Source organism: Weissella bombi (assembly GCF_900094835.1).
Taxonomy (GTDB): Bacteria; Bacillota; Bacilli; order Lactobacillales; family Lactobacillaceae; genus Weissella; species Weissella bombi.
In genome coordinates this window covers 103,970-128,616 of record NZ_FMAO01000001.1, presented here as the reverse complement: position 1 = coordinate 128,616, position 24,647 = coordinate 103,970, and the positions used below count along the sequence as shown (strand labels likewise).

Below are 24,647 nucleotides of genomic sequence, written 5' to 3'. Positions count from 1 at the left end.
CTGTCAGTTCTCCTTTTTTATATTAATTATTTTTATATTTAATCACCATAAATAATGTCATTTACAGTGCTTGCATCTAACTTTTGTGCCAAAGTTTCAACTAATGCTTGGGCTGCTTCAAAATCGGCAATTGACCAAACAGTTTGATGAGTGTGAATATAACGTGAAGCCACACCCAATGCAACTGAAGGAATACCATTATTTTGTGATTGCGCACCGTGTGCATCAGTACCACCCTTTGCTACGAAATACTGCAATGGAATATGTGCATCATTAGCAGTATCTAATACAAATTCCTTTAAGCGTAATGGCATAATAACACCTGGATCAAATACACGTAACAACGCACCTTGGTCCATTTGTCCTTGACCCTGAGCTGAAATTGTATCATCAGCGGCTGAAGAATCAAGTGCAAAGAAAATGTCTGGCTTCAATTGATTTACAGCAGGTCCTACACCACGCAAACCAACTTCTTCTTGTGTATTTGCGCCCATGATTAGGGTATTAGGTAGTGTCTTATCCTGTAAGTTTTCCAAAGCGTTCAAAATAGTAACTAAGCCAAATCGGTTATCCCAACTCTTAGACGCTACGCGCTTACCATTAGCCAACATTGTTGTTGAAACCGCTGGTACAATAAAATCACCTGGGTGTACATCAAATGATTCTGCTTCAGCTTTAGATGCAAAACCACCATCAAATAGTATATCTTGAATTTGTGGTGTACCACTGACATTTCCTTGACGAAGTAAATGTGGTGATACTGAAGAAGAAACAACAGGATATTGCTTGTTACGTGTAAACAAGGTAAAACGTTCAGCAGATACTGTATAAGGGTTCCAACCACCAACTGGGTCGACAACTAACATACCCCGTTCAGTAATTTGTGTTACAACAAAACCAACTTCATCCATATGAGCCCCAAACATAATACGTGGTGCGTGAGCATCTTGATTATGCTTAATACCATAAAGGCCACCTAAGCCGTTCTGAACCACTTCATCTACTAACGGTGAAAGATCGTCTCTGAAAGCTTTTCTAACTTGATGCTCTTGACCAGATGTTCCTTGTAATTCAGTATACTTAACAATCCGATTCCAAATTTTTTCTTCCACAATATTCACACTTTCTAACAATTATGCCTTATTTTTATTTAAAATGTCCCGAATTTGTGCTTCCAACATACCAATACCGACAACATTAGCGCCACCTTCTGGCAAAATAATATCGGCATAGCGTTTTGTTGGTTCCACAAACTGATGATACATGGGTTTAACCGTTTCAAGATACTGATTAACAACAGAATCTACAGTACGACCACGTTCGACAATATCACGTTGCATACGACGAATGAAACGTAAATCATCATCAGTATCAACATAAACCTTAATATCTAGTAAATCACGTAAATTAGATTCCGTAAACAACAAGACACCTTCTAGAATGATAACATCTGCTGGTTCAACTCTGATTTTTTCAGATGAACGTGTATGATTTGTGTAGTCATATACGGGTTGATCAATTGCTTCACGATTTAGTAATTGCTTCAATTGCGTAATTAATAAATCATTATCCAAAGAGTCTGGATGATCATAATTAGTCTTGCGGCGTTCCGTCATACTTTTTTCGCTTTGATCGCGATAATAAGCATCTTGTGGAATCATCACAACAGATTCGCCTTCCAAGCGTTTAATAATATCTTGACTAACTGTTGTTTTACCGGACCCAGATCCTCCTGTAACTCCAATTAACATTGGACGTGATATAGCCATACTTAGCCTCTTTCTTCTTTACTTATTGTAGTGGTAAGGTAACCGTTATTGTTGACCCAACACCCACTTGACTTTCTAATTCAATTTGTCCTTGTGATTGTTCAACTAAATCATGAACAATTGCCAAACCTAACCCAGTTCCTGGTATTGATTGAGTTCGTGATTTATCAACACGGTAGAAACGTTCAAAGACGCGGTCCTGTTCATCACTTGGAATACCTAGTCCTGTATCTTTAACAGCAAATGCTAATTCATGAGCCGTTACCATCGCAGAAACTTTAACAGTACCATTCTGTCGGTTATATTTCATTGCATTTCCGATAAGATTCGTCAAAATTTGTTCAAAAACACGCTTATCTTGTTTAACCATTAACGTTTCACTAACATCGTTTTTTAATGTCAAATTTAACCTATCTTTAGGTTGCTTCGTATTAAAAATCTTATCAACCATTTCAGACATATTAAACTCTTGTAGTGAATGTGCTTGTTCCGGTGCCTTAGCCAATGTCAAAATGTCATCAGTCAAGTCTAATAGTCGATTTGTTTCAGATTGAATAATTTCTAAAAATTCTTGGCGATCAACTGGATCATTTTGTGCACCACTCAATAACGTTTCCGTAAAGCCAGCAATAGCTGTTAATGGTGTTCGAAGTTCGTGTGACGCATTTGCGACAAAGGATGTTTGCATATCCTTCATTTGAATAACTTCTGTCATATCATACAAAAGAACCAGTAATTCGTAATGGCGTTCACGTGTTTGATAATAAACAATTGAGACATCAACCATTTTATTATCCAGTTTTACCAACTCACGAATATTTTTCTTTTGTCGCAAAGCCTGTTCAAATAATTCCATTAAACGATGATACTTAATAACATTATCATAATGCGCATTCACTAAATTAGTTGAAACACCCAACAACTTACGAGCTTGATCATTCGCTTGAATAATCTTACGTTCAGTTGTGATTTGTAGAACACCCAATGGCATATTCTCCATCAAGGTTTCCATCGTACTACTTTGCTCTTGCATAATTTTAATGCGTCTACTATTAAGATGTTGCACATCGTTGATAGCTGCAGCAAGTGGCGCCAACGAATCATCAGGTCGCATCAAAACATGCGCAGTATGCGTATGAGTTGTCTCTAAATCTTGCAACTTTTCAATAAATAATGCGAGATGTGCATCACGTCGTTGTCGTTGCATTTCCAGTGCCAATGTTGTTGCACCAGATAAAATCATTGAAAGTAAGACCAGCACATGCCATTTCAACGTGACATTCTGATCCCCAGTCAAAGATGTTAACCATAAAATGAGCCAAATAATAGCTGCATATACAAACCAAAACAGCACAAAACGTTTAGCTGATTCGATTAATTCATCAATATTCATATTCTAATCCCTTCATGTTTATTCATCATGAGAACGATCAAAACGGTACCCAAATCCGCGCACGGTCTTTAAATATACAGGGTGTTTTGGATCTAATTCAATTTTATCGCGCAAATGTGATAAATGCATATCCACCATTCGAGTATCTGGTCCAGAAAATTCATAGCCCCAAACACCATCCAAAATCGTTTCACGGCTTAACACACGTCCCTCTCTTTCAGCCATGTATGCCAGTAATTCGTATTCTTTTGGTGTCAATTTAACAATTTCACCATCAAATTGCACGACCATCTTATCAAAATCGATCGACAAGCGACCGTATGACTGTATATGTTTAACGCTATCTTCGGGGGATGTTTCCGATTTTTGATTAAAGCGACGCAAAACAGCATGTACGCGAGCAATGACTTCTCGTGGGCTAAAAGGCTTCGTAACGTAATCGTCCGCCCCAATTTCTAAACCAACGACTTTATCAACTTCATCGTCTAAAGCAGTCAACATAATGATAGGTATCTGATTTTTTTCTGCGCGTAGTTCACGCGTTACATCAACACCACTTATTTCTGGTAGCATCACATCCAATAACACAACATCAATATCGTTCTGATGAATGATTTCTAAGGCCTGTTTACCATCTGTTGCAGAAACGACGTCAAAGCCAACTTTTTTCAAATTATACGTTAGTAAAGTTTGTAATGATGGTTCATCATCAACGACCAAAACTTTTGTCATAATAAACTCCCATGTCATATATTAATTATAAGTTTACCACGAAAATTAACGAATTTGCTTGATATTGTGAATATAAAACATATATATCACCCTAAAATAAATGACCATTCACTTATTTTTAAGAAATTCTCGTTATCTTACGTTCGTGACGTTTACTCAAAACTTTAATTGCCATCATCCCAAGCAACAACAATGCCCCTAACACAAAGAGCGTCCACGCTCCCATAATTGAGACACCATATCCCAATGAAATCGTAATTAATGGTGCAAATAAGTCAGTCGCAAAGAATGAAATCCCAAATACTCGCCCCAAATATGCTGGTGAACTAGCTTGTTGACGTACGGTATTAATTTTAATAACAAAGGCTGATCGTGCAAATCCATACAAAATGACTAAGATAATAAATATCCATAACTGTCTAAAGAATGTCGTAATAATAAATGCAGCACCCAATATATAGAAATCACGATACATTGATTCAAGCGTATTAAAAGTTGGAAATCTAGCCAACAAAACACTGACTAAAACACCAGCAACTGCTGCTAACGTTAATGCTGTTGAATAACTAGTTGCTGTCCCATGATAACTATGCTGAATTAAGTACGGCATAGCTAAAATAAAACCTTCAAAGAAAAAGTTTGTCCAAATTGTTAGTAGCATCGATTCAAATAGTTTAGGCGACTTTTGAACATAGCGGAATCCGTCTATTAAGCTTTTTAAAAATGGTTCTGATCCACTATCATCCTTTGCTTCTGGGAAATATTTAATCGCTAAGTTAAATAGCACCGTTGTTAACAACATCAAACCTAATATTTGTAAAAATGTTCTTAAATCAATCCATTCCAAATGCAATAGTAACCCACCGACAAGTGGTCCAAGAGCCTGCCCTGTTGAAAATGCAGCACTTGCCCAAGCGTTGAAACTAGCTAATGAGTGTTTATTGATAACATTTGGTAAAATTGCACGCGTTGCAGGATACGAATAAGACACGTCAACATTTAAGATGAAGGTTAAAACAAACAAAATCCATATTTGCGGTTTCGCTGGATCTATAAAAAACGATAAACTTAAGGCGCCAATTGCTCCTAACGAATCAGCGCAGAGTAAAACAATTTTACGATTAAATCTATCAAGAATTGAGCCAACAAAAATATCATTTAGCACATAAACTACGAAACCAAATCCAGTTAACAAGCCTAAAATTTGGGCATTTCCATAACTCGCTACCAAAAACCAGTTTAGTCCAAAACGGTATACACCATCCCCAAAGACAGATGCAAAGTTCGATGCTAGTAATGGAAAACTAAAGTTTGCCAGTTTTGATTGGTTTTCTGCCATATAGACACTCCTCTCTTTTTTAAACATCAAAATCAATTTTTATTTAAAAAGAGTGGTTTTAACTACATAAATATAGTTAAACCACTCTATTATTGTCGCTATTTATTGCTTAGTCCAAGAAATCACGTAATTGCTTTGAACGTGATGGATGGCGCAACTTACGCAACGCTTTTGCTTCAATTTGTCGAATACGTTCGCGTGTAACACCGAATACTTTACCAACTTCTTCTAGTGTACGTGTACGACCATCTTCAAGTCCAAAACGTAAACGAAGAACGTTTTCTTCACGATCTGTTAACGTATCCAAAACTGATTCTAATTGTTCCTTTAACATTTGGTAAGCTGCTGAATCAGCTGGTGATACAGCTTCATTGTCTTCAATGAAGTCTCCCAAGTGTGAATCATCCTCTTCACCAATAGGTGTTTCCAATGATACTGGTTCTTGTGCAATCTTCAAAATATCGCGAACCTTCTCAGTTGGAACATCCATCTCGGCACCAATTTCTTCAGGTGTTGGTTCACGTCCCAAGTCTTGTAGCAAGTTACGTTGAATACGAATCAATTTGTTGATTGTTTCAACCATGTGAACTGGAATACGAATGGTACGTGCTTGGTCAGCAATTGCACGAGTAATTGCCTGACGAATCCACCACGTTGCATACGTTGAAAATTTGAATCCTTTACGGTAATCGAACTTTTCAACGGCCTTCATCAATCCCATGTTTCCTTCTTGGATCAAATCAAGGAATTGCATACCACGACCAACATAACGCTTAGCAATTGAAACTACCAAACGCAAGTTGGCTTCGGCCAATTCTTGCTTAGCTGATTCGTCCCCAGCTTCAATTCTTTCAGCTAAAGCAACCTCTTCAGGTCCTGTTAGCAATGATACACGACCAATTTCCTTCAAGTACATACGAACAGGATCATTGATCTTCATACCAGTTGGTGCATCAGCTGCTTGCTTAAGCTCTTTTTCTGATAGCTTTGTCTTCTTGTTTTCCAAGGCACGTGCTGTTGGCTCACCCTTGTCATCAACAATAGAGATACCAGCAGATTCAACTTTGTCATACAAGTCATCAATTTGGTCAGCATTCAAAGCCATAGGTTTAACGACAGCTTTTTGTAAATCAACTTCCTTGATTTGCTTATCTTTTTTAAATTCCTTGATAATACCTTTAACAGCCTTATCAAAGTCTACTTTACTAAAAGATTTTTCTTCTTTTTTCTTTGCAGCCATTCTAAACTCCTTAATGTTTTGTATTCTTACTTTGCTTTTCTTTTAATGCAGCTAAATATGTCACACTTAATTGGGCAACACGTGCTTTATCTTGAAGTTGATTAGCTTCTTTAATTTCACGAGATAATTGCCGAATTCGTTCTTCCAAAGGTGCTTCGTTATTAATAACATTAATATACTCTACAACTTGATCACGATCATTAAATAACTGTGGGTCAACATCTGCCAAAGAGGCCAAAATACGTGTTAACTCAGGCTTTTGGACATAATCCATAAATGCAGCCATGTCATTAATTGGCTCTTGTTGGTGTTCCTGACGATATGCCATAGCAATCATAAATAAAGTTTCATATGATACATCTTGAAATGAAAATCCTGCATAATTTGTGACCTGTAACCAAACATCGTTATCATGCAACATCCATGCAAATAAAATTTGTTCTGCTTTTTCAACACGCGAAACATTCCGTTTAACGGTGACATTACTTGTGTTGCTATAAGCTTGAGAACTATCATTTGCCCTTTTTTGTTGCTGATATCGCTGATTAGATGGTTGTTGTGCTTGACGACGCAATAGTAGCGGTCGAATCTGATCTTGTAAAGCTTCATAGCTTAGCTCAAACTCATTTGCCATTTGCCGTAAAAAACGTTCACGAACAACTGGTTCTTCAACAGTTGCAATAACCCCAAGCGCATCACTAATATAAGCAAAAAATTCTGTTTGATTATTTAAGTTACGATCAATTTGAAGATAACGTAAATTAAATGTAACAGGATCTTCAATATTATGCGTCATCACTTGTTTAAATGCATCAGCATCATTTGATCGCAAATATTCATCCGGATCTTGATTATCAGGTATATGGATAACTTGTGTAGATAAACGACTGTGCTGTGCAATCAAATCGAGAGCACGTTTAGTTGCCTTTTGACCAGCCATATCGGAATCATACGTAATGCTAATCTTATCGGCCAATCGAGATAATTGTTGTACCTGTTCTACCGTTAACGATGTTCCCATCGATGCGACACCATTTACAACTCCCGATTGGAACGCAGCAATAACATCCATAAAACCTTCAAATAAAATAACCGTTTTTTGCTTTTTAATAGTATCTTTTGCTAAATCTAAATTAAAAAGCTCGTTTGACTTATTAAATAAAGGACTTTCTGGAGAATTAACATACTTTGGAATATCATCATCACTCGTCAATTTACGACCCGAAAAGGCAATCGGATGACCGCTGCTATCTCTAATCGTAAACAAAACACGATCAGTAAATCGATCATGTAAACTACCATCAGACCATTCAACAAACAACTCTGATTTACGTAACAATTGATAATCAATTTTTTGCGTTTGAAAGTATTCATATAGAATATTTCCTTCAGGTGCATAACCAAGCATAAATGCATCAATTGTCGATTCATCTAACCCACGAGATGTTAAGTACGCTAAAGCTTGCTCACCCGAATCCGTATTAACCAACAAATGATGGTATAACTTAGTTGCTTCAGCATACAACTCACGTAAAGCTTTTGTTTCTGAATCAACTTGCACATTAGATTGATTATCTAGATACGAATCATCTATATCTACACCTGCCTGTGGGGCAAGCTTTAAAACAGCTTGCGGAAATGATATGTTTTCAACTTCCATTAAAAAGCTAAAAGCATTCCCTCCTCGTCCACACGAAAAGCAATGGAAAATTTGTTTCTCTTCATTAACAGAGAATGAAGGTGTGCGTTCCTCATGAAAAGGACATTTACCAAACAGATTACGTCCTTGTTTCTTTAACTGTACATATGGTGAAACAACATCAACAATGTTGACACGTTCCCGCACTTCTTCTACAAGCTGCTGAGGAATTTTAGCCATAACATATCACCTCCGTTCTACAAAAATGAACTTTTCCAGCTCCTATAATTATACGCTTGAATAATTAATATGCAAGTATCTTGTCAACCCCTATGAAAACTCAGAAAGATTGTTATGATAGGGTTCTTAAAATCTTGTACAGATATTATGTAAACTAAATTGCAAAAGGAATTGTCAAGTATTTAACTATAAATTTTTTTAAATAGAGACAATTATGCTCAAAGCGTTGATAACACTGATGTTTCAGCGCATTTTACAATTTGATTACATTCCTTCCCAAAATTGGCACTTTTTTAATTACTTGCTTTTTCTTTATTTGCATCATTTATAACTTTTTTTGCATTTGTTTCTTCTTGCGATGAATTTGTGCCTGTTGCACCTCTTTAACATGCGCGGGCGTAATTGCATATAAACTTTTCTTTTTTGGAAAGAATTATCTAATATCACGGTTTGCACGCTCGATACTACCTTTTTCAGATGGACTTATACGCATGCGTAAAATACATATTCACCTGATGTTTTGAAATCAATGACATCACATCAAAGTTTGTGAACGCATGACCTCGATCAGTTGTGATTGATTTGACTTCATCAACATGCCGTTCTAAAAACTGTTCAGTGGCTAATCGAATTTGTGGACTATTCTTACTATTAATTTTATAGAGCTCTATATACCGTGTTTTTCTCTCTAAAAAAACTAATATTGACGCTTTAACGCCTTTTATAGAGTCAATACAATCCATTTCCCAATGATCGTACTTTTTTCTTTGAATAATATATTCTGGTCGCTGATCAATGGAATGTTCCCTCATAAAATCACTTTCATGATTCGAACGCATAATTGCGCGCAGTGAGGGTCGTTTCACGTGATATTTGGCCTTTTGATAATTTGCCAACTCATCAATCCCTTTTTTCAAATAACGATACAAAGTGGGTTCTGAGGGCGCGCCTGCCACCTTATTCGCAATCATTGGAATGGTCCATTTTTTATCATCAATTGCTGTCTTAATTCGTTTTAATGCGCCTGGCTTAGTTTGAATTTTTCCTAATTTACGATACTTTCTTTTTTGTGCTGCTAACCAATTTGCATATTCAGGCTCATAGGGGAATTTAGCCAATGTAATATCAGGTCGACGACGATTATGATTGACTTCATCGTAAATAGTTTTTGTCGTTCGACCATCTGGTACTATGAGTGCCTGGGTTTTCTGTGTCATCATAAAATTTCCGTTTCTTTTTGATAAATTAAGCATAACGAAAATTTAACTGACTTAGAATCCGTGTGATGTTTGACCACTTACCTTTTATTAGATTCTGGTGTCCATGAATCACATTCATAGGCATCACCCTCTTTCTAATGAAAAGTCAGCCACCGCCTTTAACCCGTATGATTAATTTCTCTGGTGTATCTATATCTTCCAAAGAGATAAACCGTGTATACTATGTTTTGCTATATCATTTCCACTAACCATGAACTACACCATAATTTGTTCGAAATCAAAAAAGCCCCGTGCTATGAATCCACGAGGCGCCGTCTAGACTAATTACAGTAAGTAACGTAAGAATATTTTATTAAAATCACCAACTTAGCAAAGTTCTAAACTATTTTTATTAATTACTAATTGTCAATAAACACATTAAACAATGTTAACCAAAATAGTCACAACATATCTCAATATATAGATATGTATCTGTTCTAAATTTTATGTCATGTATAAGCCACCATCTATAATAAAGTTTTGTCCCGTAACATAGGTCATTTTAGATAATAAATTAACCAATTCAGCTACTTCTTCAGGTGTACCAAAACGTTTTAATGGAATAATACTTTCAGCGTAATTTCTCATTTTTTCAGTCATGCCATCTGTCATTTTAGTCTTTATCATACCCGGCGACACTGCATTAACTAATATACCTTTTTTTGCATACTGTTCTGCTAAATATTTAGTTAAAGCCAGGGTGGCATCTTTTGAAGCAGCATAATTAGTTTGACCAATGTTTCCTGACAAACCAATAACTGAAGCTATATTAATAATCATAGACCCCGTTTTAAATAAAGGCAATGCAGCCTCAATGACTTTAGATGTCCCCATAAAATTTGTGCTTAAAACCTTATCAAATTCATTATTTGACATTTGAACAAACAATTTATCAATATTTATACCCGCAGAATTAACTAATACGTCAATCGTTTGAGAAAGCTGCAACTTTTTAAAAGTCAATTTAATGATTTCATCATCCAAAACATCAAATACTATATTAATAACGGGATTTTTAAATTTACTTAAGATCTCATTTGCAATTGGACTATGCGAATGTAATATTAATTGCACATTTTCTTCATCAAATTTCTTTGCAACCGCCAATCCAATACCAGATGAAGCCCCTGTAATTAAAATCGTACGTTGTGTATCTACTACACTCATATTAATTCTGCCACCTTCTGTTCAATGTCCATCACCGTTTTGGGATAAAATTCTACTGGCATTTCAATATCAAATTCATCTTCTATTAAACTAAAAATTTCGTAAATATTGAACAATTTTTGAACATTATTTTCAGTCCAATTTCGACTAGGCCAATTCATGATGATAGCAGACTCTGGAACTTCTTTTTTTATAACTCGTTTTACAATTCTTTGTATTTTTGTATTAATTTTATTTCCCATTTTCTTCATCCATATCGGAAAATACTTCATACCGTGTTTTATACCTACTAGCCTCTGCTCTATTCCCCATTTTTTGATAACAGTTCATAATTAACAACGCATATTCAGGTAACATAAAATAAGATTCATTTTTACGTACACGATCAAAACCTTCTAATAAAACATTTAACGCCTCTTCATAATCCGTTAAGTCATATAATGCGATACCAAATTGGTAATTAACAACATTAAGATTTTCGCTCTTATTTTGTTCCAAATCTAAATGTTTACGAGCAATTAAAAAATAATTCAACGCTTTTTGCGTATGACCTAATTGTAATTCAACAACCCCCAGCGCATTAAAAATCAATATTTCTACTTCAGACTTTGGATTCTGATTTTTAATCGAATCATTATATAGAGCTGCTGTAGTAAAATAACGTTTTGCCCCAAGCGCATCATGCTTTAATTGATAAAGGGCGCATCCATAGTAGTAATAATAAGTTTGGAAATCCTTAACAGTAAGTAAACTATCTATAACCTGCTCTTCATCCATATAAGCAATCATTTCCGCATATTTATGCCTTTTGCACAATTCAAAAACATGCGTGCTGAAATTAGCATTACTAGTTATTTCAAGGGCAGTTTTTAAAAAAGAATCATCAAACCTAATATTTAAACGATTGCACAGTTGCATGAATAATACCACATTAGGTATATAGCTCCCATGCTCAATGCTGCTGATCATTGATTGAGAACAGATATCTTGTGCCAAGTCTTTTTGTGATAAGCCACTTCTTTTTCTGCCATCTATAATTACTGATCCCAATCTCTCTGCAATATTTCTTTCACAAAGTGTCATAAAAAGGCCCCTCCCTGCTTGGCAATTATACTAATAAATATTAGTCGAAAACACTTATATTTATTGTACAACAGAAGGTTATTTAAATAACAAAATATTACGACCTCGGCTTGCACTATTTCTTTGATAATTAAAAGCCCGTTTTACCTCGTTTAACTTAAAAACCTGGTCAATCGGCGTCAACAACTCTTGTTCACTAATTTTTTGCAACAACCGTCTATAATCTTTTGGAAATACTGGCTCACTGACAAACGTCACACCATTAACATTAGGAAGTACAACACTCATTACAGGAAAATTCTGTTCAAGATAAGGCTGGATAATTGCAAATTTACCTGCAATATCGATAACTAATGTATTCTCCTTAGACAAAGTATTATCAAAATTATAATAATCAGGCAACTGCATCTCTAACGCACGGCTTTTAAAATAATCATTTGAAGTTGGTCGAACCAGTGGAAAGATACGTTTTTCTGTATCACGAAGTAACTGTAAAAGACCCAAGCCAATCACAGAATCTGCACCCGTAATAATAATATTTTGTGCTGAATGATTGCTGATCTTTTTATATAAAACTAGTGATGTGTCCAGTCCTCCAACAACAGTTGCAGCTTCTTGATCTGAGACATTATCGGGTATTGGTATAGTTAAAGGTGGAAAATTTGAAACAATATTATCTTTAAATGTACCATTGGGACTCATAACTAATACCCTTTTATGTAGCAATTTACTAGAGCGTAATGACCCAATTTTAATAACTTGACCGACAGCTCCATATCCCATTATGGTTGGTGTTTTTGTGGGCAATAATCCCTCCAATTTCATAACATCAAATGGTAGTATTGGCACAGCTGACGTTTTAATCTCGATTGAAGTTGGTAAAAAACTATCCGGTTCAATATTGGTAGTTGAAATAGATTGCAAACCCGTGCTACCCGTTTGTAAAATTGCTTGCACCATTAAATTGCTCCTCTTGTTCACAGACTGCTTTTAAAACATACAAATTTTCCTTAAACGCATTTTGCGTTAGTGGTCTAATGATTTCTGCCATCGGTAAAAAGGCATTCTTTTCGTTTAAAAAAACATTTTGTTTTAATTTAGTTAGATGATTTTCAATTTTATCCAACACCCATTCTACGCGGTATTCAATCTTACCTTTTTTAGATACATACGTCACAGAATCTTCAGAGGTGATAACACTGATAACTTCCTGTTTATTCAATGCGGCCCCTTTACGTAGAATCATAAATTTATGATTGTCAATCGGACTGATGTCACCAATCTCACTATCCCACTTTAAAATATTTTGCACATTATCTAATATATTCTTAATTCGTTCATTGGTAGCACTAACCAAGATTTCATTAGTAAATAGCTTCACTTCCATCGGTAACCTCCATTTTTATATTTGGATTTAAACGCATAAGCATTACCATTGCTTCTAACTTACGTCGTTGTTCCAATTGATTAACAGGAACTATTAATTTAATTTGCTTTAAAATATCAAATAATTCACTAAATTGACTTGTTTCTTTATAAGCTTTAGCTAAAGAAACCATATACTGTATTTTATTTGGAGCTAAACTGTTAACTTTTTCAAGTAATTTAACAAATTTAACTTGAGAACCAGTGAGATGATAGTAATTACCGATTACATATAACAACTCGGCATTTTCTGAATCAATTTGATAAGCAGCTTTCAAGACTTTTGCTGTTTTTTTTATGTTAATTCGACCTTGAAATGTCCTTAAACCTTTATCAACTGCTAATCTTCCTAATGAGCGAGCCCGTTCGATTAAAATAATCATTTGCTCCTCATTCGTTAATTCATTGGCATTATATAATTGTTTTCCAATATAAAGCGATCTTTTATAATATTGTTCTGGTGAATGTTGACTATCAGGGTAATTTCGCAACGCATCCTGATTTAACTGAACCAACATGCTAAACATCTCTTGACGAACATCAAATTCACCAACACGTTTTTTATCTAAACGCTCGTTGGCTAACAGCGCAAGTGTTTCCATATTTGTATCATTAATTTTTTTCAAGCTTTTTTTATCAGACTTATGTAAATAAATTGGATTCCCAATTGCAACATCTACGCGATTTTTAAGATTAGGCCAATTTGTTTTTCGAGGTAAGACATCAAATAGGCCATGCATACCAATTGGTATTATTGGGACACCCGTTAAATAAGCTAAAGTTTCTGCACCAGTTTTGCCATGATACATTTCACCAGTTGGACTGCGTGTGCCTTCCGGATAAATAACAACAATTGCCTTTTCAGACAGTAATTTATCTTTTAAAGTCAACATGGCAGTTGTTGCTTTACCATTACGATCTACTGGTACACAATTTAAATTTTCATGCCACCACTTAGAAAACGTACCGTCAAAGGCCTCTTGTTTAGTTAAAAAATATACTGGTTGCTTTGAATTAGCTTTTTTTAAAAGTTGTAAAAGGACGAAATGATCTAAATAACTATTATGATTAGCAATGATTATTTTGGGCCCAGACATCTTCAAAATTCCAAAATTTTTAACATTACCTAAAACAAATAATTTAACCAAACCTGTTGTAGAATTTGTTAAAATTTTATTTGCAATTGCCATCTTGATTCGTAATATCCTCCCTAACATGTGACGTCAAATAATCTTGCAATTGTGCAACAGTAATCAATGGTAATTCATACTCAATTGACATTTGCTCTAAATAATCTCGACGCGCCATATGTCCATCAGGTAATAGAATTTCACAGATAGCCCCTACCTCAGGTTCACCAGCCAATATTGCTAAGTCAATTGCCGCTTCAGTGTGACCATCTCTTATTAAAACCCCTCCTTCTTCAGCTACTAGAGGAAAACTGTGACCTGGATGAACAAAGTCACTAGCCTTCACACCGTCAGAAGCAATTTTCATTATCGTCGCTGAGCGATCATAAGCCGAAACACCAGTTGTTACACCAGTTGCTTCTGTAGATCCATCAATAGAGTATGTGAATTTAGTCCCATTAGTTTCTGTATTATTTTCAACCATTTGAGTTAGTGATAATTTCTTAGCAATATCCTTTGAGACAGGTGTGCACAACAAACCACGTGCTTTTGTAACCATAAAATTGACATTTTGCGGTGTCATCTTTGAACCCAATCCGATTAAATCTCCTTCATTTTCACGACTATCATCATCCATCATAATAATTAACCCACCATTTTTTAAATGACGTACGGCTTGTTCAATTGTTGTTTGCATTAATACTTCCTCTTTTCATTTGATGTATTCATCATAAGTGATTAGCATTGACACATCTAATCAGAATACTAATAATTTAAATAAGTATTCTAATCATTTAATATTTAAATGCTGCTAACAAAAAAATTTTAAGCTGAACAATTACTTAAATGGTCATATGAGAGGCACCAATCGACGTATTAATCAAATTAGTCGTTCATCATAGTTTTAAAGTATATGCTTTAAGAATTCGTTTTTAACTATTTAAGCATCATGTATTACAAAACACTTTTAACTTCTTACTGTAAACAAAAAAACGTAAATTTGATGTAAATAAAACATCATAGAACAGCAATTTACGAGTAATTGTCACAGACTTCATTGGATAATTTTAAAATTAGTTGTATATTTAGTCATGAAAAATACCCCATAATTGTTAGATTGTATGTCTAACAATTATGGGGCACTTCACTTCCAACCACTTGTTTTAAAATTCATTAATTAATTGCCAATGGTACTTTATGATTTGGCTTTGGATACTCTTGATCTAATCGTTCAAGATCTGTAGGAGTTAGTTCGAGTTTAGTTGCTTGCATATTTGCTGCTGCATGTTCTGAGTTATTGGTCTGTGGAATGGCAATCGTCTTTCCATTTCGTATAATCCAAGCTAGCAACAACACATATGGTGTCACATCATGTTGCTCAGCAATTTCTCTAACTACTTGGTTAGTCAACATTGAAGTACCTAACTCATTTTGTTTACCACCAACTGGACTATAAGCAATCAAAGGTACATGATGTTCATCCTGCCAAGGTAGCAAATCATACTCAATTCCCCGTTCCTCAATATTATAAAGATCTTCATTGACAGCTGCGTACTTTCCGGCAGGTAACTCCCAGAGTTCTTCCATATCCGCAACATCAAAATTTGAGACACCCCAAGCTTTAATTTTGCCAATTTGCTTCATACGGTCTAATTCGTTAATGGTTTCAGCTAAAGGAACACTACCACGCCAATGATAGAGATAAAGGTCAAGATAGTCTGTTTGTAACCGATGTAATGTCTCATCTAAATGAGATTCCAATTTAGCCTGAGATGCATTATTTGGTAAAACCTTTGAAACTAAATAAATCTCATCACGTTGATAGGGTGCCAGTGCTTTCCCAACTAATGCTTCTGATTTACCTGAACCATACATCTCGGCTGTATCAATTAACCGAGCACCTGCGTCTAATCCGCTACGAATGGCATTGATTTCACGTTGCTCTTGTGATGGATCTTCTCCCATATGCCATGTTCCAAGTCCAATTGCTGGTACTTCTACACCTGCTAATGTTACTTTCTTCATCGCATTCTCCAATCTAGCATATTACATAATGACTACACTTCGAGTCTAACTAAAAGCATCATTAAATACAATCAATATCATTTAAAAACTATTAATAATCTAATTTATTCATCTTATTAGAAATTCTATACTCAACAATTAAGACGATAATTAAAAAAAGTACAAATAAACCAATTATGATTATTAACGATTGATTAAAGTTCAATAGATGGTCCCATTTCAATTGGATTCCTAACTCTTCAGAAAACTCATTTCGTTGTGCCAATTTAGGGAAAAGATCTATCATATCATCGTTCAAAAGTGTCTGACGATAAAGTGACGCAATATACGAGCCGGGAGTCAATTTAACTAAAAATTGGGCAAATTCAGGTAATATACCAATTGGTATATATGCACCAACTAAAAATCCAGAAACTGTTCCAACAAGACTGGCAATAGCATTTAAGGTATTTCTGTTATGAACAAATATCATAATGACAGCACTAACAAGTGCATTTACTACTGATCCCAATACCATCAAACCAACTAACACAACAATTTTTGGCAATGGAATGCTCAAATCGTCCACAAAATGAAAGTAAACATACATCACTACAAAAACGACAATCTGCATGATGTAGCTAATTATCGCTGCACTCAAAACGTAGCCAAATGTTAATTTAAATCGACTAGTTCCCGTTAAAATAAAATCATTTTCTGTATTCTTTTCATGATCTTCAACTTTTTGACTCAAAGCGGACAATGTCGTTGTCATAGCTGTAATTCCCAACGTGCCACCAATTAGCCATAAATCTAAGAATGCGGTATGACCAGGTATTCTACCCCAATTACCAGCAATCGTATCTTTTAAAAACGCAATGTATAAAATAAAAGAGATTATAGCCGCTAGTAACGAAAAGAACACACCAGATTTATTACGGAAGTACAACAGTAAATTTCGATAGCACAATATGATCATATCAACGCATCTCCTTCCCTGTTAAAGCAATAAACGCATCATCAATCGTACCCTCTCGATATTCAAAATGCGTTATGCATGGCTCAACCTCGCGTAAAATACGCAGGGTTTCTTTGGTATTTGTTGGCGTAAGTTGCAATTTATTTTCTGCGATAACAGTGTACTGTACTGAAGATAGTTTCTCTTTAATAACTTCTACATCGTCGGTTTCCAAAATGAGCTGATTTTTAGCATATTGATATTTCAAATCAGTCGCTGAACCATGTGCAATTAATTTTCCTTGATCAATAATAAAAATCATATCTGACTGATCTGCTTCTTCTAAATAGTGCGTTGTCAAAACAACTGTTAATTTTTCTTCTTGGCGTAATTTCGTTAAAATTTTCCAAATCGCTTTTCTAGTCTGAATATCTAATCCAGCCGTTGGCTCATCTAGAAATAGAATATCTGGATCACCTATTAATGCCCGTGCAATGTCGGTCCGTCGTCTTTGCCCACCAGAAAGCTGGCCATATCGCTTATTAGCAAATGAACTAACACCTAATTTATGCATCACTTGATCAATTTCTGATTTATCTGCTTTACCGGTCATTTTCTGACGAATATTTAAATTTTCTGACACTGTTAATTCCGCATCTAATACACTTGTTTGAAATACCACACCAATCTTTGGTGTTTTTGTGTGATAAACAATTTTGCCACTTGTTGGTGACAATAAACCAAGTAGCATCGATATAGTTGTGGATTTTCCCGCACCATTTGGACCAAGAATTGCTGTAAAACTCCCTTGATCAATCGACATATCTATCTTATCAACAGCAACTTGATCCCCAAAAGCTTTCGTAAGCCCTTTTGTTTCTAAATACATCCTACTCCCCTTCAAATGATTATACTTCCCTCTAACTTACCTACTATTATACAGGCATTTTCACCATATTCTATTATTTGCAATGATTGGTCTATTTATTCAGAAATCGGTCATATTTTAGACATAAAAATCGACGATAGGTTGTCGATAAATATTGCACTAGTTCCCGTCAAGGTACTACGTCCCCTGAGAGTTGACGGAAAAAATAATATAAATTTCTCTCATTAATTATTAGGAGACTATAGCACTACTAACATTTGAACTCTTTTTCTTTTTATGTTGTCTTTTCTTCAATTTTGATTTACAATGTAACCTTAGTTTACGTTGTAAACATAAAAATATATCATGGGAGAAAAATATGTCAGTAGTAATTGATTTTAAACATGTCAGTAAACAATTTAACAAGAGAAAAGTGTTAATTGACGTAAATTTCCAAGTCAAAACGGGTGAGATTATTGGACTACTAGGCCCTAATGGGGCTGGAAAATCAACGTTAATAAAAATTATGACTGGTTTACTTAACCCTGATGGGGGACAAATTATGATCTTTGGGAAACAGTTAAATAAAAACAAACAAAAAATTCGAAAATATTTAAGTATTGCCCCACAATCTTTAGCTGTTTACCCACAATTATCGGTAAAACAAAATTTGAAAATTTTTGGGGAAATTAATGGACTATCAAAAAAAGAAATTAAGGAAAAATATTCTACAGTTATTCAAACGTTTGGACTTCAAGCTATAGCAAACCAAAAAGCAAATAACCTTAGTGGTGGTCAAAAACGAAGACTTCATTCAGCAATTGCGTTAATGAGTCCAGCAAAAATTATTTTCCTTGATGAACCAACAGTTGGAGCTGATGTTGATTCTAGAGACAGCATAATTCGTGCAGTTAAAAATTTAGCTAAACAAGGACTGACAATTATTTATACAACACATTATCTTCAAGAAATGGAAGATTTGGATGCTCGAATTATATTTTTAAATAACGGAGTAATTCAAACTAGTGGGAGCGTAAAAAATATAATTGATAAGTATGCTCACCCATTTTTAAAGCTATATTTTAAAGAAAAAATACCAGAAGATATACCTGGCTGGCAAAGTGAAGATGGTTATTTAAAATCAACCAATTTAGGATCCAGTGATAGCAATGCTAAATTGGTGCAAACCGTTTTAAACAAACCTGAGTTAAAAGAAAAAACATTGACTGATATAGAAATTGGAAAAGCTGATTTGGAGACAGCCTACCGCACATTATTAAGGAGGAATATTTAGCATGAAAATTAAACAAATTAGAGCAATCATAAAATTAAATATAGTTCTTCGATTATCCGATCCAGCTGTTTCAATTATCCTGATAATTGTTCCGTTGATAATGGCCCCTTTCATGATTCCAGCAGCTAAAATTCAATTGATTGCTCAAGGATATTTACACGCTAACGGTAGTGAACAAGTCATTCCGGGATTGGCAGTTTTGTTTTCTTTCTTCTCAATTCAATTAATAATACAAATGTTTTTCGACGAAACTACTTGGAATACTTGGAATCGTCAGCAGGTTTCTGCTACATCCTTAAGTGAGATCATTGCTGGAAAAGTGGTAGTTGCATATACTATTCAACTTTTACAACTTTCAGTTGTTATTTTACTGAGTTCTTGGCTTTTGAAATTTAAACCTAACGGTAGTTGTTTGGCCTTCATTATTATAATAATAGAATTTTCGGCCGTTTTAACATTTTTTGGAACTCTTCTGGTAAGTTGGGGCAAATCAGCAGATATAGCTTTGTCACTATCAAATTTATTAGGAATTTTAATGGCTGGTTTGGGCGGTAGCCTATCTCCAACAAGTACATTTCCAAATTGGGCTAAATCACTGGCTAAATTTGATCCGGCTTACTGGGCTTTGACAGCATTTAAAAAGATCAGTTTAGAGCATGGAGGATTAGCTTCCATAAATAAAAACCTGATTATTCTTTTGATTATGGCTATTTTATTTGCTATATTTACATTAATTGGATTTTACTATACCCCTTTGAAAGAAGGAAACGACTAAAATGAAGCCTCAAAAGCCAACAAAAGATACTTTAAATAAAAATTATATTTTAAATACTGCTCTTGATTTGATAGACAAGGACACACTTTCTAAATTTAACATGCGCAAGTTAGGCAAAGAAATGGGTGTTTCTCAAATGGCTGTTTATCGATACTTCGACAGCCAAGGAGCTCTTTTTGATGATCTTGTTGAATTAATTTGGAAAAAGGCGTTATTAATAAAGACGAATTCACCAAAAAATACTTGGCAAGAACAGCTTATGAATTCAATGGCACAACTTAGACAAGCATTATTAAAACATCCAAATGTGTTGCCATTAATCTCAACACATCCTTTGGTTACGCAAACCCAATTTGCTTTAATAGAGGATATTCTTAACGGGTTAAAAACAAAAGGATTAGAAATCCAACCGACTACAGTTTTTTTGATTAATTCTTTGACTGCCTATACTTTGGGTTTTGTTTGGACAGAAGCTATTGAGCCTAAAAATGGTGGCAAGCCAGATCTGCAAGTACTAGAAAATATACAAAAAAAATCAGATATCCTGAACCTACTACTCTCACCATTGCAAGATAAAAAATTTACTAGTGATGAACAGTTTCAGCTAGGAATAAAAGCACTTATAAATGGTTGGAAGTGAATATATTAGTGAGTATAGATGGCCATTAGGTATTGAAGTGCCCCATAATTGTTAGACGTTAAATCTAACCATTATGGGGCATTTCACGATAAATTTCTATATTTTTTGTTTTTTATGCATTTTTGTTCTGTTCATATATTGTATTAAAAATAATTCTAATTTTGAGTGCTATTAGCAACTTATAGAACAACCATCCACGAAGATCAAGGTTATTAATATCAACATCGTATATAGTAAAAAAGCCATATATTTCAAAACCTGTTACGGCGCGCACCTTATTTAGTTAATGCAACTATGGACAATTTTCAACAAATTAAAAGTTGAAATTGATTTAAGCATTATTGAACTAAAATTTGGGAGTTTTTAAAGCCAGTGTTATATTTTATTTGTAAACAAAAAGCCTCCTGTTGGTAACATGAGGCCCAGGTTACTTTAACGATGCCTGATTCTTAAAGATATTTTTAAAACCGTCAAATTTGGCGACGCTTTTTAGTTTGTCCTACTTCTTGTGGTGGCTGTCGATATACGTTAACAACGTCAACAATTGGTAATTAATTACATTAAAATTTTCGATCTTATTTTTTACGAGTAATTAAAAAATAATCGAATCATTATATAGAGCTGCTGTAGTAAGATAACGTTTTGCTTCAAGCGCATCATACTTTAATTGATAAGAGCGCCCCACATAGTAGTAAAAATCTTTAACAATTAGTAAATTATCTATAACCTACTCTTCATCCATATAAGCAATCATTTCTGCATATTTATGTCTTTTACAATCACGGTCATGATAATGTAGAAAACCGTATAGATTACAAGAGAATATAAAATTTCTTTATATAATGATAGTTTCTTCAGCATTGAACGACACTGAATCAAATCCGATAATTAAAAGAAAATAATTGATTCAGACTGATTTAAAAAAATGAAGAGACTATTATAGTATAAAATATTACAAATTTGGCATTGTTAAATTATCTAAGTTTGGTAAAGTAATAGCAACCATAAACAAATAATCATATCTTGGAAAGTGGCTGCCAAAAAAGAGCGCCCTGATTTAAATACTTTTTAATTTATTCGTAAGACCACGAAAATCTCGGTTTAAAAATTTTAGACTCTCCTTATAACATATATGAAAAATTACAACCAAAAATTTCAAATCAGGATCCCTCGTCAAGAGGGATACATAAATGTTCAATCCAAAGCAAACTGACCCCGTAAGTTGGAGTAATTTCCAAAATTTACGGGGTCAGTTCATCATAAACTATGTCCATTATATGCAATGAGATGATAATTTACAGATTGGTTTTATATAAAAACATGCTAATGAAAAATATAAATAAAAATTATCAGAAAAAACAGTAAAACCCAAAATATTTCAAACAATTACCTACATAACGCTCACTGCAATTTACAAGAGTAAGTTCAACCTTTTATTATTCAGATAATTACTTTTTGATTACTGAAATAGCTGCTTTATAATATGACCAAGTTTAGAACCCATTAGTTATCATGAATTATCCAATGCAACAAAAAAACAAAACTAACTTGTTATTTATAGCAATTGCGTTGTTTAATATTACAGCAACAATGATATTATCGCTTATGCCAATCTCCATGATTTTGTGGTAAAACGTTTTGTTCAATCATATTAATTATTTGCCTATTTTGTACTAAATCTGAATGTTGTGCATCATCCCCCGTTACAGTTATTTGCGTATAATGAGCAACTTGTTTTTGGAAAATAAATTTACCTGCTTCAACCGATTGTTCCGGTACAATACCATCATTATCGTATGTTTCTGTCCCTATCACCGAATACACTGTTAAATCAGACGGTAAATGTTTACGATTTTTTATAAAGTCATCAAGCATTTTTGTACGATTATGTACGCTTAGCTCAGAAAAATTATATGGTGTACCAATTGTCATTAACACTGATAACTGTAAAGATTGTGCTTGATAATATTTTTCTAAATAACGTGTCCAAATTAGTCCGCCATTTGAATGACCAATTGCTTGAAATTGTCGAAAGCGATAATGTTCTTGCAAAATAAGCATTGCTTTATCCAACCAGTAAGCTTGCTTCTTTATATTTTCATAACCATCTCGATTATTTTCAAAAGCAATCACAAAATATGGTGCTAAATCATCGGCATAATACTTTCCATGAATTGATACATCACCTTTTTTGTCAACAACCACTTTAATCAATCCATGTTTATTACTTCCTGTATTTAATTGTTTAATTAAATAATCAAAGCGATCTTGTGAAGCTGATGAACCTGGTACCAGAATCGTTGGGGTCACTTTTGAATTATAAATTGCTCGATTTACTTTTGTTTCACGATGACTCCAACTCATTGCTAATACCAACATGCTGGTTATTAAGAGAAAAGTACCTATTAGAAGAAACACTTTAATTATTTTTTTCATGTTTAATCTCCGTTGTCAATTGGTGTGCCAGTGGCCAATAGATTATCACATCAATAATCAAAAGAGTTATTAAAATAATACTATACGCTCCTAATTGATGCGATGCCAAACCACCAAAAAACAAATTAGGCATACCCGTAGGTACCCAATAAATAGCTGGTTTTAGATGCAAACACAATAACAAACTACCAATGATTCCATTTGTTATGGTTACAATAACAGCTCTTTTTAAAACATCAAGTCGCCAAAGAATAGGAAACATAAATGCTAACGGCCACCATAAATCAAAAATTAGTAAGATACCAACAAAATATAATTTTAAAGACATCTGCTTTAATTGACCCTGTAAAATTAAAGCAATGAACAAAGCAAGCAACATACCTGTACCACCAACTAACAAAAAGCTGGATATAGGATACATAGTAAATTTATATGGAGTAACATGATGTTGTAAAGTTGCAACTAAATTATTGTTTGCTGTCGTTAAGTTAATATCTTGTCCATTTAAGGCTGGTAGACTATTTACCCCCAACAAGTTTGCAACTGTAGAGACACTTTCTAAAAGAATTGTATAGACACTATTCTTTGAGCCGTCACCAATAAGCCCATTAACATTTTGTTGGAAAAATATCGTCAGATTAAAATGATAAAATTTTTGTACTACTAAAATATATATTGCATATCCTGAATTAATTGCTATACCTAACAAAAACCGCCACTTAAATTTCACTTTTCTTAATGGTAGAATTATAGTTCCCAAATAAAGTGGCAAAATTAACCAATTAATATTCATTGGAATACTAACCAAATTCCAAGCAATTAGAATAGAGATTGCGACTAATATATTTAAATGATCATGAGAAAGCTTTTCTCGTAATTCTGACATCAATGATAAAGTAATTATGAAAACCACAACTAACTTATAGCCTAAAGTTATAAATAAATTAACCACCATGTTAATGGTGTTGTACTTACTTACAAAATTACAATAATTTAAAATTGTTGGAAAAAAGCCATCTGGTTGAATAAACAGCCGTTGCATTAAAGTAATGAATGTTAAAAAAATAACAAATGGAAGAACTTTATACATATTTTGTTGAACTACTTTTATTACTCGACGCATATACACCTCGTTAATTATTGTTAAAATAAGGTTTTAAATATCTTTAAACATGTAAGGGCGCCAATCTAACTGCTTAAAATTAGTTAGAATGACGCCCTTTTAAGTTATTTCCAACTTATAAATTCGTTACTTT

The 24,647-nt window shown here is 34.1% G+C and carries 23 protein-coding genes; 3 read left to right on the top strand and 20 right to left on the bottom strand.

What is annotated here, in order from left to right:
- Nucleotides 1–38: 38 nt before the first annotated feature.
- The 18 genes from pepA to GA0061074_RS00550 all read right to left on the bottom strand — a co-directional run bounded on the left by pepA (nt 39) and on the right by GA0061074_RS00550 (nt 18,267).
- A complete protein-coding gene (gene pepA, locus GA0061074_RS00635; RefSeq protein WP_092461465.1) occupies nt 39–1,112 on the bottom strand; it encodes a glutamyl aminopeptidase in 1,074 nt (357 codons plus the stop codon).
- Nucleotides 1,113–1,133: 21 nt separating this feature from the next.
- A complete protein-coding gene (gene udk / locus GA0061074_RS00630) occupies nt 1,134–1,769 on the bottom strand; it encodes a uridine kinase (RefSeq protein ID WP_092461175.1) in 636 nt (211 codons plus the stop codon).
- A 22-nt stretch (nt 1,770–1,791) separates the two neighbouring features.
- Complete coding sequence (locus tag GA0061074_RS00625; protein WP_092461174.1) at nt 1,792–3,162, bottom strand: sensor histidine kinase; 1,371 nt, start codon at nt 3,160–3,162, stop codon at nt 1,792–1,794.
- A gap of 18 nt (nt 3,163–3,180) precedes the next feature.
- Nucleotides 3,181–3,894: a response regulator transcription factor gene (locus GA0061074_RS00620; protein ID WP_092461173.1), complete on the bottom strand. Its 714-nt coding sequence runs from the start codon at nt 3,892–3,894 to the stop codon at nt 3,181–3,183.
- A gap of 118 nt (nt 3,895–4,012) precedes the next feature.
- On the bottom strand, nt 4,013–5,233 hold the full coding sequence (locus GA0061074_RS00615) for an MFS transporter (protein ID WP_092461172.1): 1,221 nt from the start codon (nt 5,231–5,233) through the stop codon (nt 4,013–4,015).
- 109 nt (nt 5,234–5,342) lie between these two features.
- The gene (gene rpoD / locus GA0061074_RS00610; protein ID WP_092461171.1) at nt 5,343–6,473 is read right to left on the bottom strand and encodes an RNA polymerase sigma factor RpoD; all 1,131 of its coding nucleotides are present in this window, start codon (nt 6,471–6,473) and stop codon (nt 5,343–5,345) included.
- Nucleotides 6,474–6,483: 10 nt separating this feature from the next.
- On the bottom strand, nt 6,484–8,352 hold the full coding sequence (gene dnaG, locus GA0061074_RS00605; protein WP_092461170.1) for a DNA primase: 1,869 nt from the start codon (nt 8,350–8,352) through the stop codon (nt 6,484–6,486).
- 473 nt (nt 8,353–8,825) lie between these two features.
- Nucleotides 8,826–9,569, bottom strand: a complete 744-nt coding sequence (locus tag GA0061074_RS00600; RefSeq protein ID WP_092461169.1) for an IS30 family transposase — start codon at nt 9,567–9,569, stop codon at nt 8,826–8,828.
- Nucleotides 9,570–10,055: 486 nt separating this feature from the next.
- Nucleotides 10,056–10,778, bottom strand: coding sequence for an SDR family oxidoreductase (locus tag GA0061074_RS00595; protein ID WP_092461168.1), 723 nt, complete (start codon nt 10,776–10,778; stop codon nt 10,056–10,058).
- Nucleotides 10,775–11,020, bottom strand: a complete 246-nt coding sequence (locus tag GA0061074_RS00590) for a hypothetical protein (RefSeq protein ID WP_092461167.1) — start codon at nt 11,018–11,020, stop codon at nt 10,775–10,777. Before GA0061074_RS00590 ends, GA0061074_RS00595 begins: the two co-directional genes overlap by 4 nt.
- On the bottom strand, nt 11,010–11,861 hold the full coding sequence (locus GA0061074_RS00585; RefSeq protein WP_092461166.1) for a helix-turn-helix domain-containing protein: 852 nt from the start codon (nt 11,859–11,861) through the stop codon (nt 11,010–11,012). Before GA0061074_RS00585 ends, GA0061074_RS00590 begins: the two co-directional genes overlap by 11 nt.
- Before the next feature lie 78 nt (nt 11,862–11,939).
- The gene (locus tag GA0061074_RS00580) at nt 11,940–12,821 is read right to left on the bottom strand and encodes an MDR/zinc-dependent alcohol dehydrogenase-like family protein (protein ID WP_092461165.1); all 882 of its coding nucleotides are present in this window, start codon (nt 12,819–12,821) and stop codon (nt 11,940–11,942) included.
- Entirely contained in the window at nt 12,793–13,248 is a 456-nt protein-coding gene (locus tag GA0061074_RS00575; protein ID WP_092461164.1) for a hypothetical protein, read from the bottom strand. The genes GA0061074_RS00580 and GA0061074_RS00575 overlap by 29 nt, the downstream gene beginning before the upstream one ends.
- Nucleotides 13,226–14,476, bottom strand: a complete 1,251-nt coding sequence (locus GA0061074_RS00570) for a lysophospholipid acyltransferase family protein (RefSeq protein ID WP_159426629.1) — start codon at nt 14,474–14,476, stop codon at nt 13,226–13,228. Before GA0061074_RS00570 ends, GA0061074_RS00575 begins: the two co-directional genes overlap by 23 nt.
- Nucleotides 14,460–15,113 carry a 3,4-dihydroxy-2-butanone-4-phosphate synthase gene (ribB, locus tag GA0061074_RS00565; protein ID WP_092461162.1) on the bottom strand — a complete coding sequence of 218 codons (654 nt, stop codon included), beginning with the start codon at nt 15,111–15,113 and terminating at the stop codon, nt 14,460–14,462. Before ribB ends, GA0061074_RS00570 begins: the two co-directional genes overlap by 17 nt.
- Nucleotides 15,114–15,589: 476 nt before the next feature.
- The gene (locus GA0061074_RS00560) at nt 15,590–16,441 is read right to left on the bottom strand and encodes an aldo/keto reductase (RefSeq protein WP_092461161.1); all 852 of its coding nucleotides are present in this window, start codon (nt 16,439–16,441) and stop codon (nt 15,590–15,592) included.
- 91 nt (nt 16,442–16,532) lie between these two features.
- The gene (locus tag GA0061074_RS00555) at nt 16,533–17,399 is read right to left on the bottom strand and encodes an ABC transporter permease (RefSeq protein ID WP_092461160.1); all 867 of its coding nucleotides are present in this window, start codon (nt 17,397–17,399) and stop codon (nt 16,533–16,535) included.
- A gap of 1 nt (nt 17,400) precedes the next feature.
- Nucleotides 17,401–18,267: an ABC transporter ATP-binding protein gene (locus GA0061074_RS00550; RefSeq protein WP_092461159.1), complete on the bottom strand. Its 867-nt coding sequence runs from the start codon at nt 18,265–18,267 to the stop codon at nt 17,401–17,403.
- A gap of 358 nt (nt 18,268–18,625) precedes the next feature.
- Between GA0061074_RS00550 and GA0061074_RS00545 the strand changes: the two genes are divergently transcribed.
- Genes GA0061074_RS00545 through GA0061074_RS00535 form a run of 3 tightly spaced genes read left to right on the top strand, consistent with a single transcriptional unit; the run spans nt 18,626 to nt 20,955 of the window.
- A complete protein-coding gene (locus GA0061074_RS00545; RefSeq protein WP_092461158.1) occupies nt 18,626–19,540 on the top strand; it encodes an ABC transporter ATP-binding protein in 915 nt (304 codons plus the stop codon).
- A 1-nt stretch (nt 19,541) separates the two neighbouring features.
- Nucleotides 19,542–20,315 carry an ABC transporter permease gene (locus GA0061074_RS00540; RefSeq protein WP_092461157.1) on the top strand — a complete coding sequence of 258 codons (774 nt, stop codon included), beginning with the start codon at nt 19,542–19,544 and terminating at the stop codon, nt 20,313–20,315.
- Nucleotide 20,316: 1 nt separating this feature from the next.
- A complete protein-coding gene (locus GA0061074_RS00535; RefSeq protein ID WP_092461156.1) occupies nt 20,317–20,955 on the top strand; it encodes a TetR/AcrR family transcriptional regulator in 639 nt (212 codons plus the stop codon).
- A 1,596-nt stretch (nt 20,956–22,551) separates the two neighbouring features.
- On the opposite strand, the gene GA0061074_RS00530 is transcribed toward GA0061074_RS00535, so the two are convergent.
- Together GA0061074_RS00530 and GA0061074_RS00525 are read right to left on the bottom strand one after the other, a co-directional pair.
- Complete coding sequence (locus tag GA0061074_RS00530; protein ID WP_240005843.1) at nt 22,552–23,319, bottom strand: alpha/beta hydrolase; 768 nt, start codon at nt 23,317–23,319, stop codon at nt 22,552–22,554.
- 55 nt (nt 23,320–23,374) lie between these two features.
- The gene (locus GA0061074_RS00525) at nt 23,375–24,514 is read right to left on the bottom strand and encodes a hypothetical protein (protein ID WP_092461154.1); all 1,140 of its coding nucleotides are present in this window, start codon (nt 24,512–24,514) and stop codon (nt 23,375–23,377) included.
- Nucleotides 24,515–24,647: the final 133 nt, after the last annotated feature.

Coding starts and splice junctions, on each gene's coding strand:
- GA0061074_RS00600 (WP_092461169.1), bottom strand. CDS start 9,569: ATGACACAGAAAACCCAGGCACTCATAGTACCAGATGGTCGAACGACA.
- GA0061074_RS00535 (WP_092461156.1), top strand. CDS start 20,317: ATGAAGCCTCAAAAGCCAACAAAAGATACTTTAAATAAAAATTATATT.
- GA0061074_RS00560 (WP_092461161.1), bottom strand. CDS start 16,441: ATGAAGAAAGTAACATTAGCAGGTGTAGAAGTACCAGCAATTGGACTT.
- GA0061074_RS00555 (WP_092461160.1), bottom strand. CDS start 17,399: ATGATCATATTGTGCTATCGAAATTTACTGTTGTACTTCCGTAATAAA.
- GA0061074_RS00575 (WP_092461164.1), bottom strand. CDS start 13,248: ATGGAAGTGAAGCTATTTACTAATGAAATCTTGGTTAGTGCTACCAAT.
- rpoD (WP_092461171.1), bottom strand. CDS start 6,473: ATGGCTGCAAAGAAAAAAGAAGAAAAATCTTTTAGTAAAGTAGACTTT.
- GA0061074_RS00540 (WP_092461157.1), top strand. CDS start 19,542: ATGAAAATTAAACAAATTAGAGCAATCATAAAATTAAATATAGTTCTT.
- ribB (WP_092461162.1), bottom strand. CDS start 15,113: ATGCAAACAACAATTGAACAAGCCGTACGTCATTTAAAAAATGGTGGG.
- GA0061074_RS00590 (WP_092461167.1), bottom strand. CDS start 11,020: ATGGGAAATAAAATTAATACAAAAATACAAAGAATTGTAAAACGAGTT.
- GA0061074_RS00625 (WP_092461174.1), bottom strand. CDS start 3,162: ATGAATATTGATGAATTAATCGAATCAGCTAAACGTTTTGTGCTGTTT.
- GA0061074_RS00545 (WP_092461158.1), top strand. CDS start 18,626: ATGTCAGTAGTAATTGATTTTAAACATGTCAGTAAACAATTTAACAAG.
- dnaG (WP_092461170.1), bottom strand. CDS start 8,352: ATGGCTAAAATTCCTCAGCAGCTTGTAGAAGAAGTGCGGGAACGTGTC.
- GA0061074_RS00525 (WP_092461154.1), bottom strand. CDS start 24,514: ATGCGTCGAGTAATAAAAGTAGTTCAACAAAATATGTATAAAGTTCTT.
- GA0061074_RS00585 (WP_092461166.1), bottom strand. CDS start 11,861: ATGACACTTTGTGAAAGAAATATTGCAGAGAGATTGGGATCAGTAATT.
- GA0061074_RS00620 (WP_092461173.1), bottom strand. CDS start 3,894: ATGACAAAAGTTTTGGTCGTTGATGATGAACCATCATTACAAACTTTA.
- udk (WP_092461175.1), bottom strand. CDS start 1,769: ATGGCTATATCACGTCCAATGTTAATTGGAGTTACAGGAGGATCTGGG.
- GA0061074_RS00550 (WP_092461159.1), bottom strand. CDS start 18,267: ATGTATTTAGAAACAAAAGGGCTTACGAAAGCTTTTGGGGATCAAGTT.
- GA0061074_RS00580 (WP_092461165.1), bottom strand. CDS start 12,821: ATGGTGCAAGCAATTTTACAAACGGGTAGCACGGGTTTGCAATCTATT.
- GA0061074_RS00595 (WP_092461168.1), bottom strand. CDS start 10,778: ATGAGTGTAGTAGATACACAACGTACGATTTTAATTACAGGGGCTTCA.
- GA0061074_RS00615 (WP_092461172.1), bottom strand. CDS start 5,233: ATGGCAGAAAACCAATCAAAACTGGCAAACTTTAGTTTTCCATTACTA.
- GA0061074_RS00570 (WP_159426629.1), bottom strand. CDS start 14,476: ATGGCAATTGCAAATAAAATTTTAACAAATTCTACAACAGGTTTGGTT.
- GA0061074_RS00530 (WP_240005843.1), bottom strand. CDS start 23,319: ATGAGTTGGAGTCATCGTGAAACAAAAGTAAATCGAGCAATTTATAAT.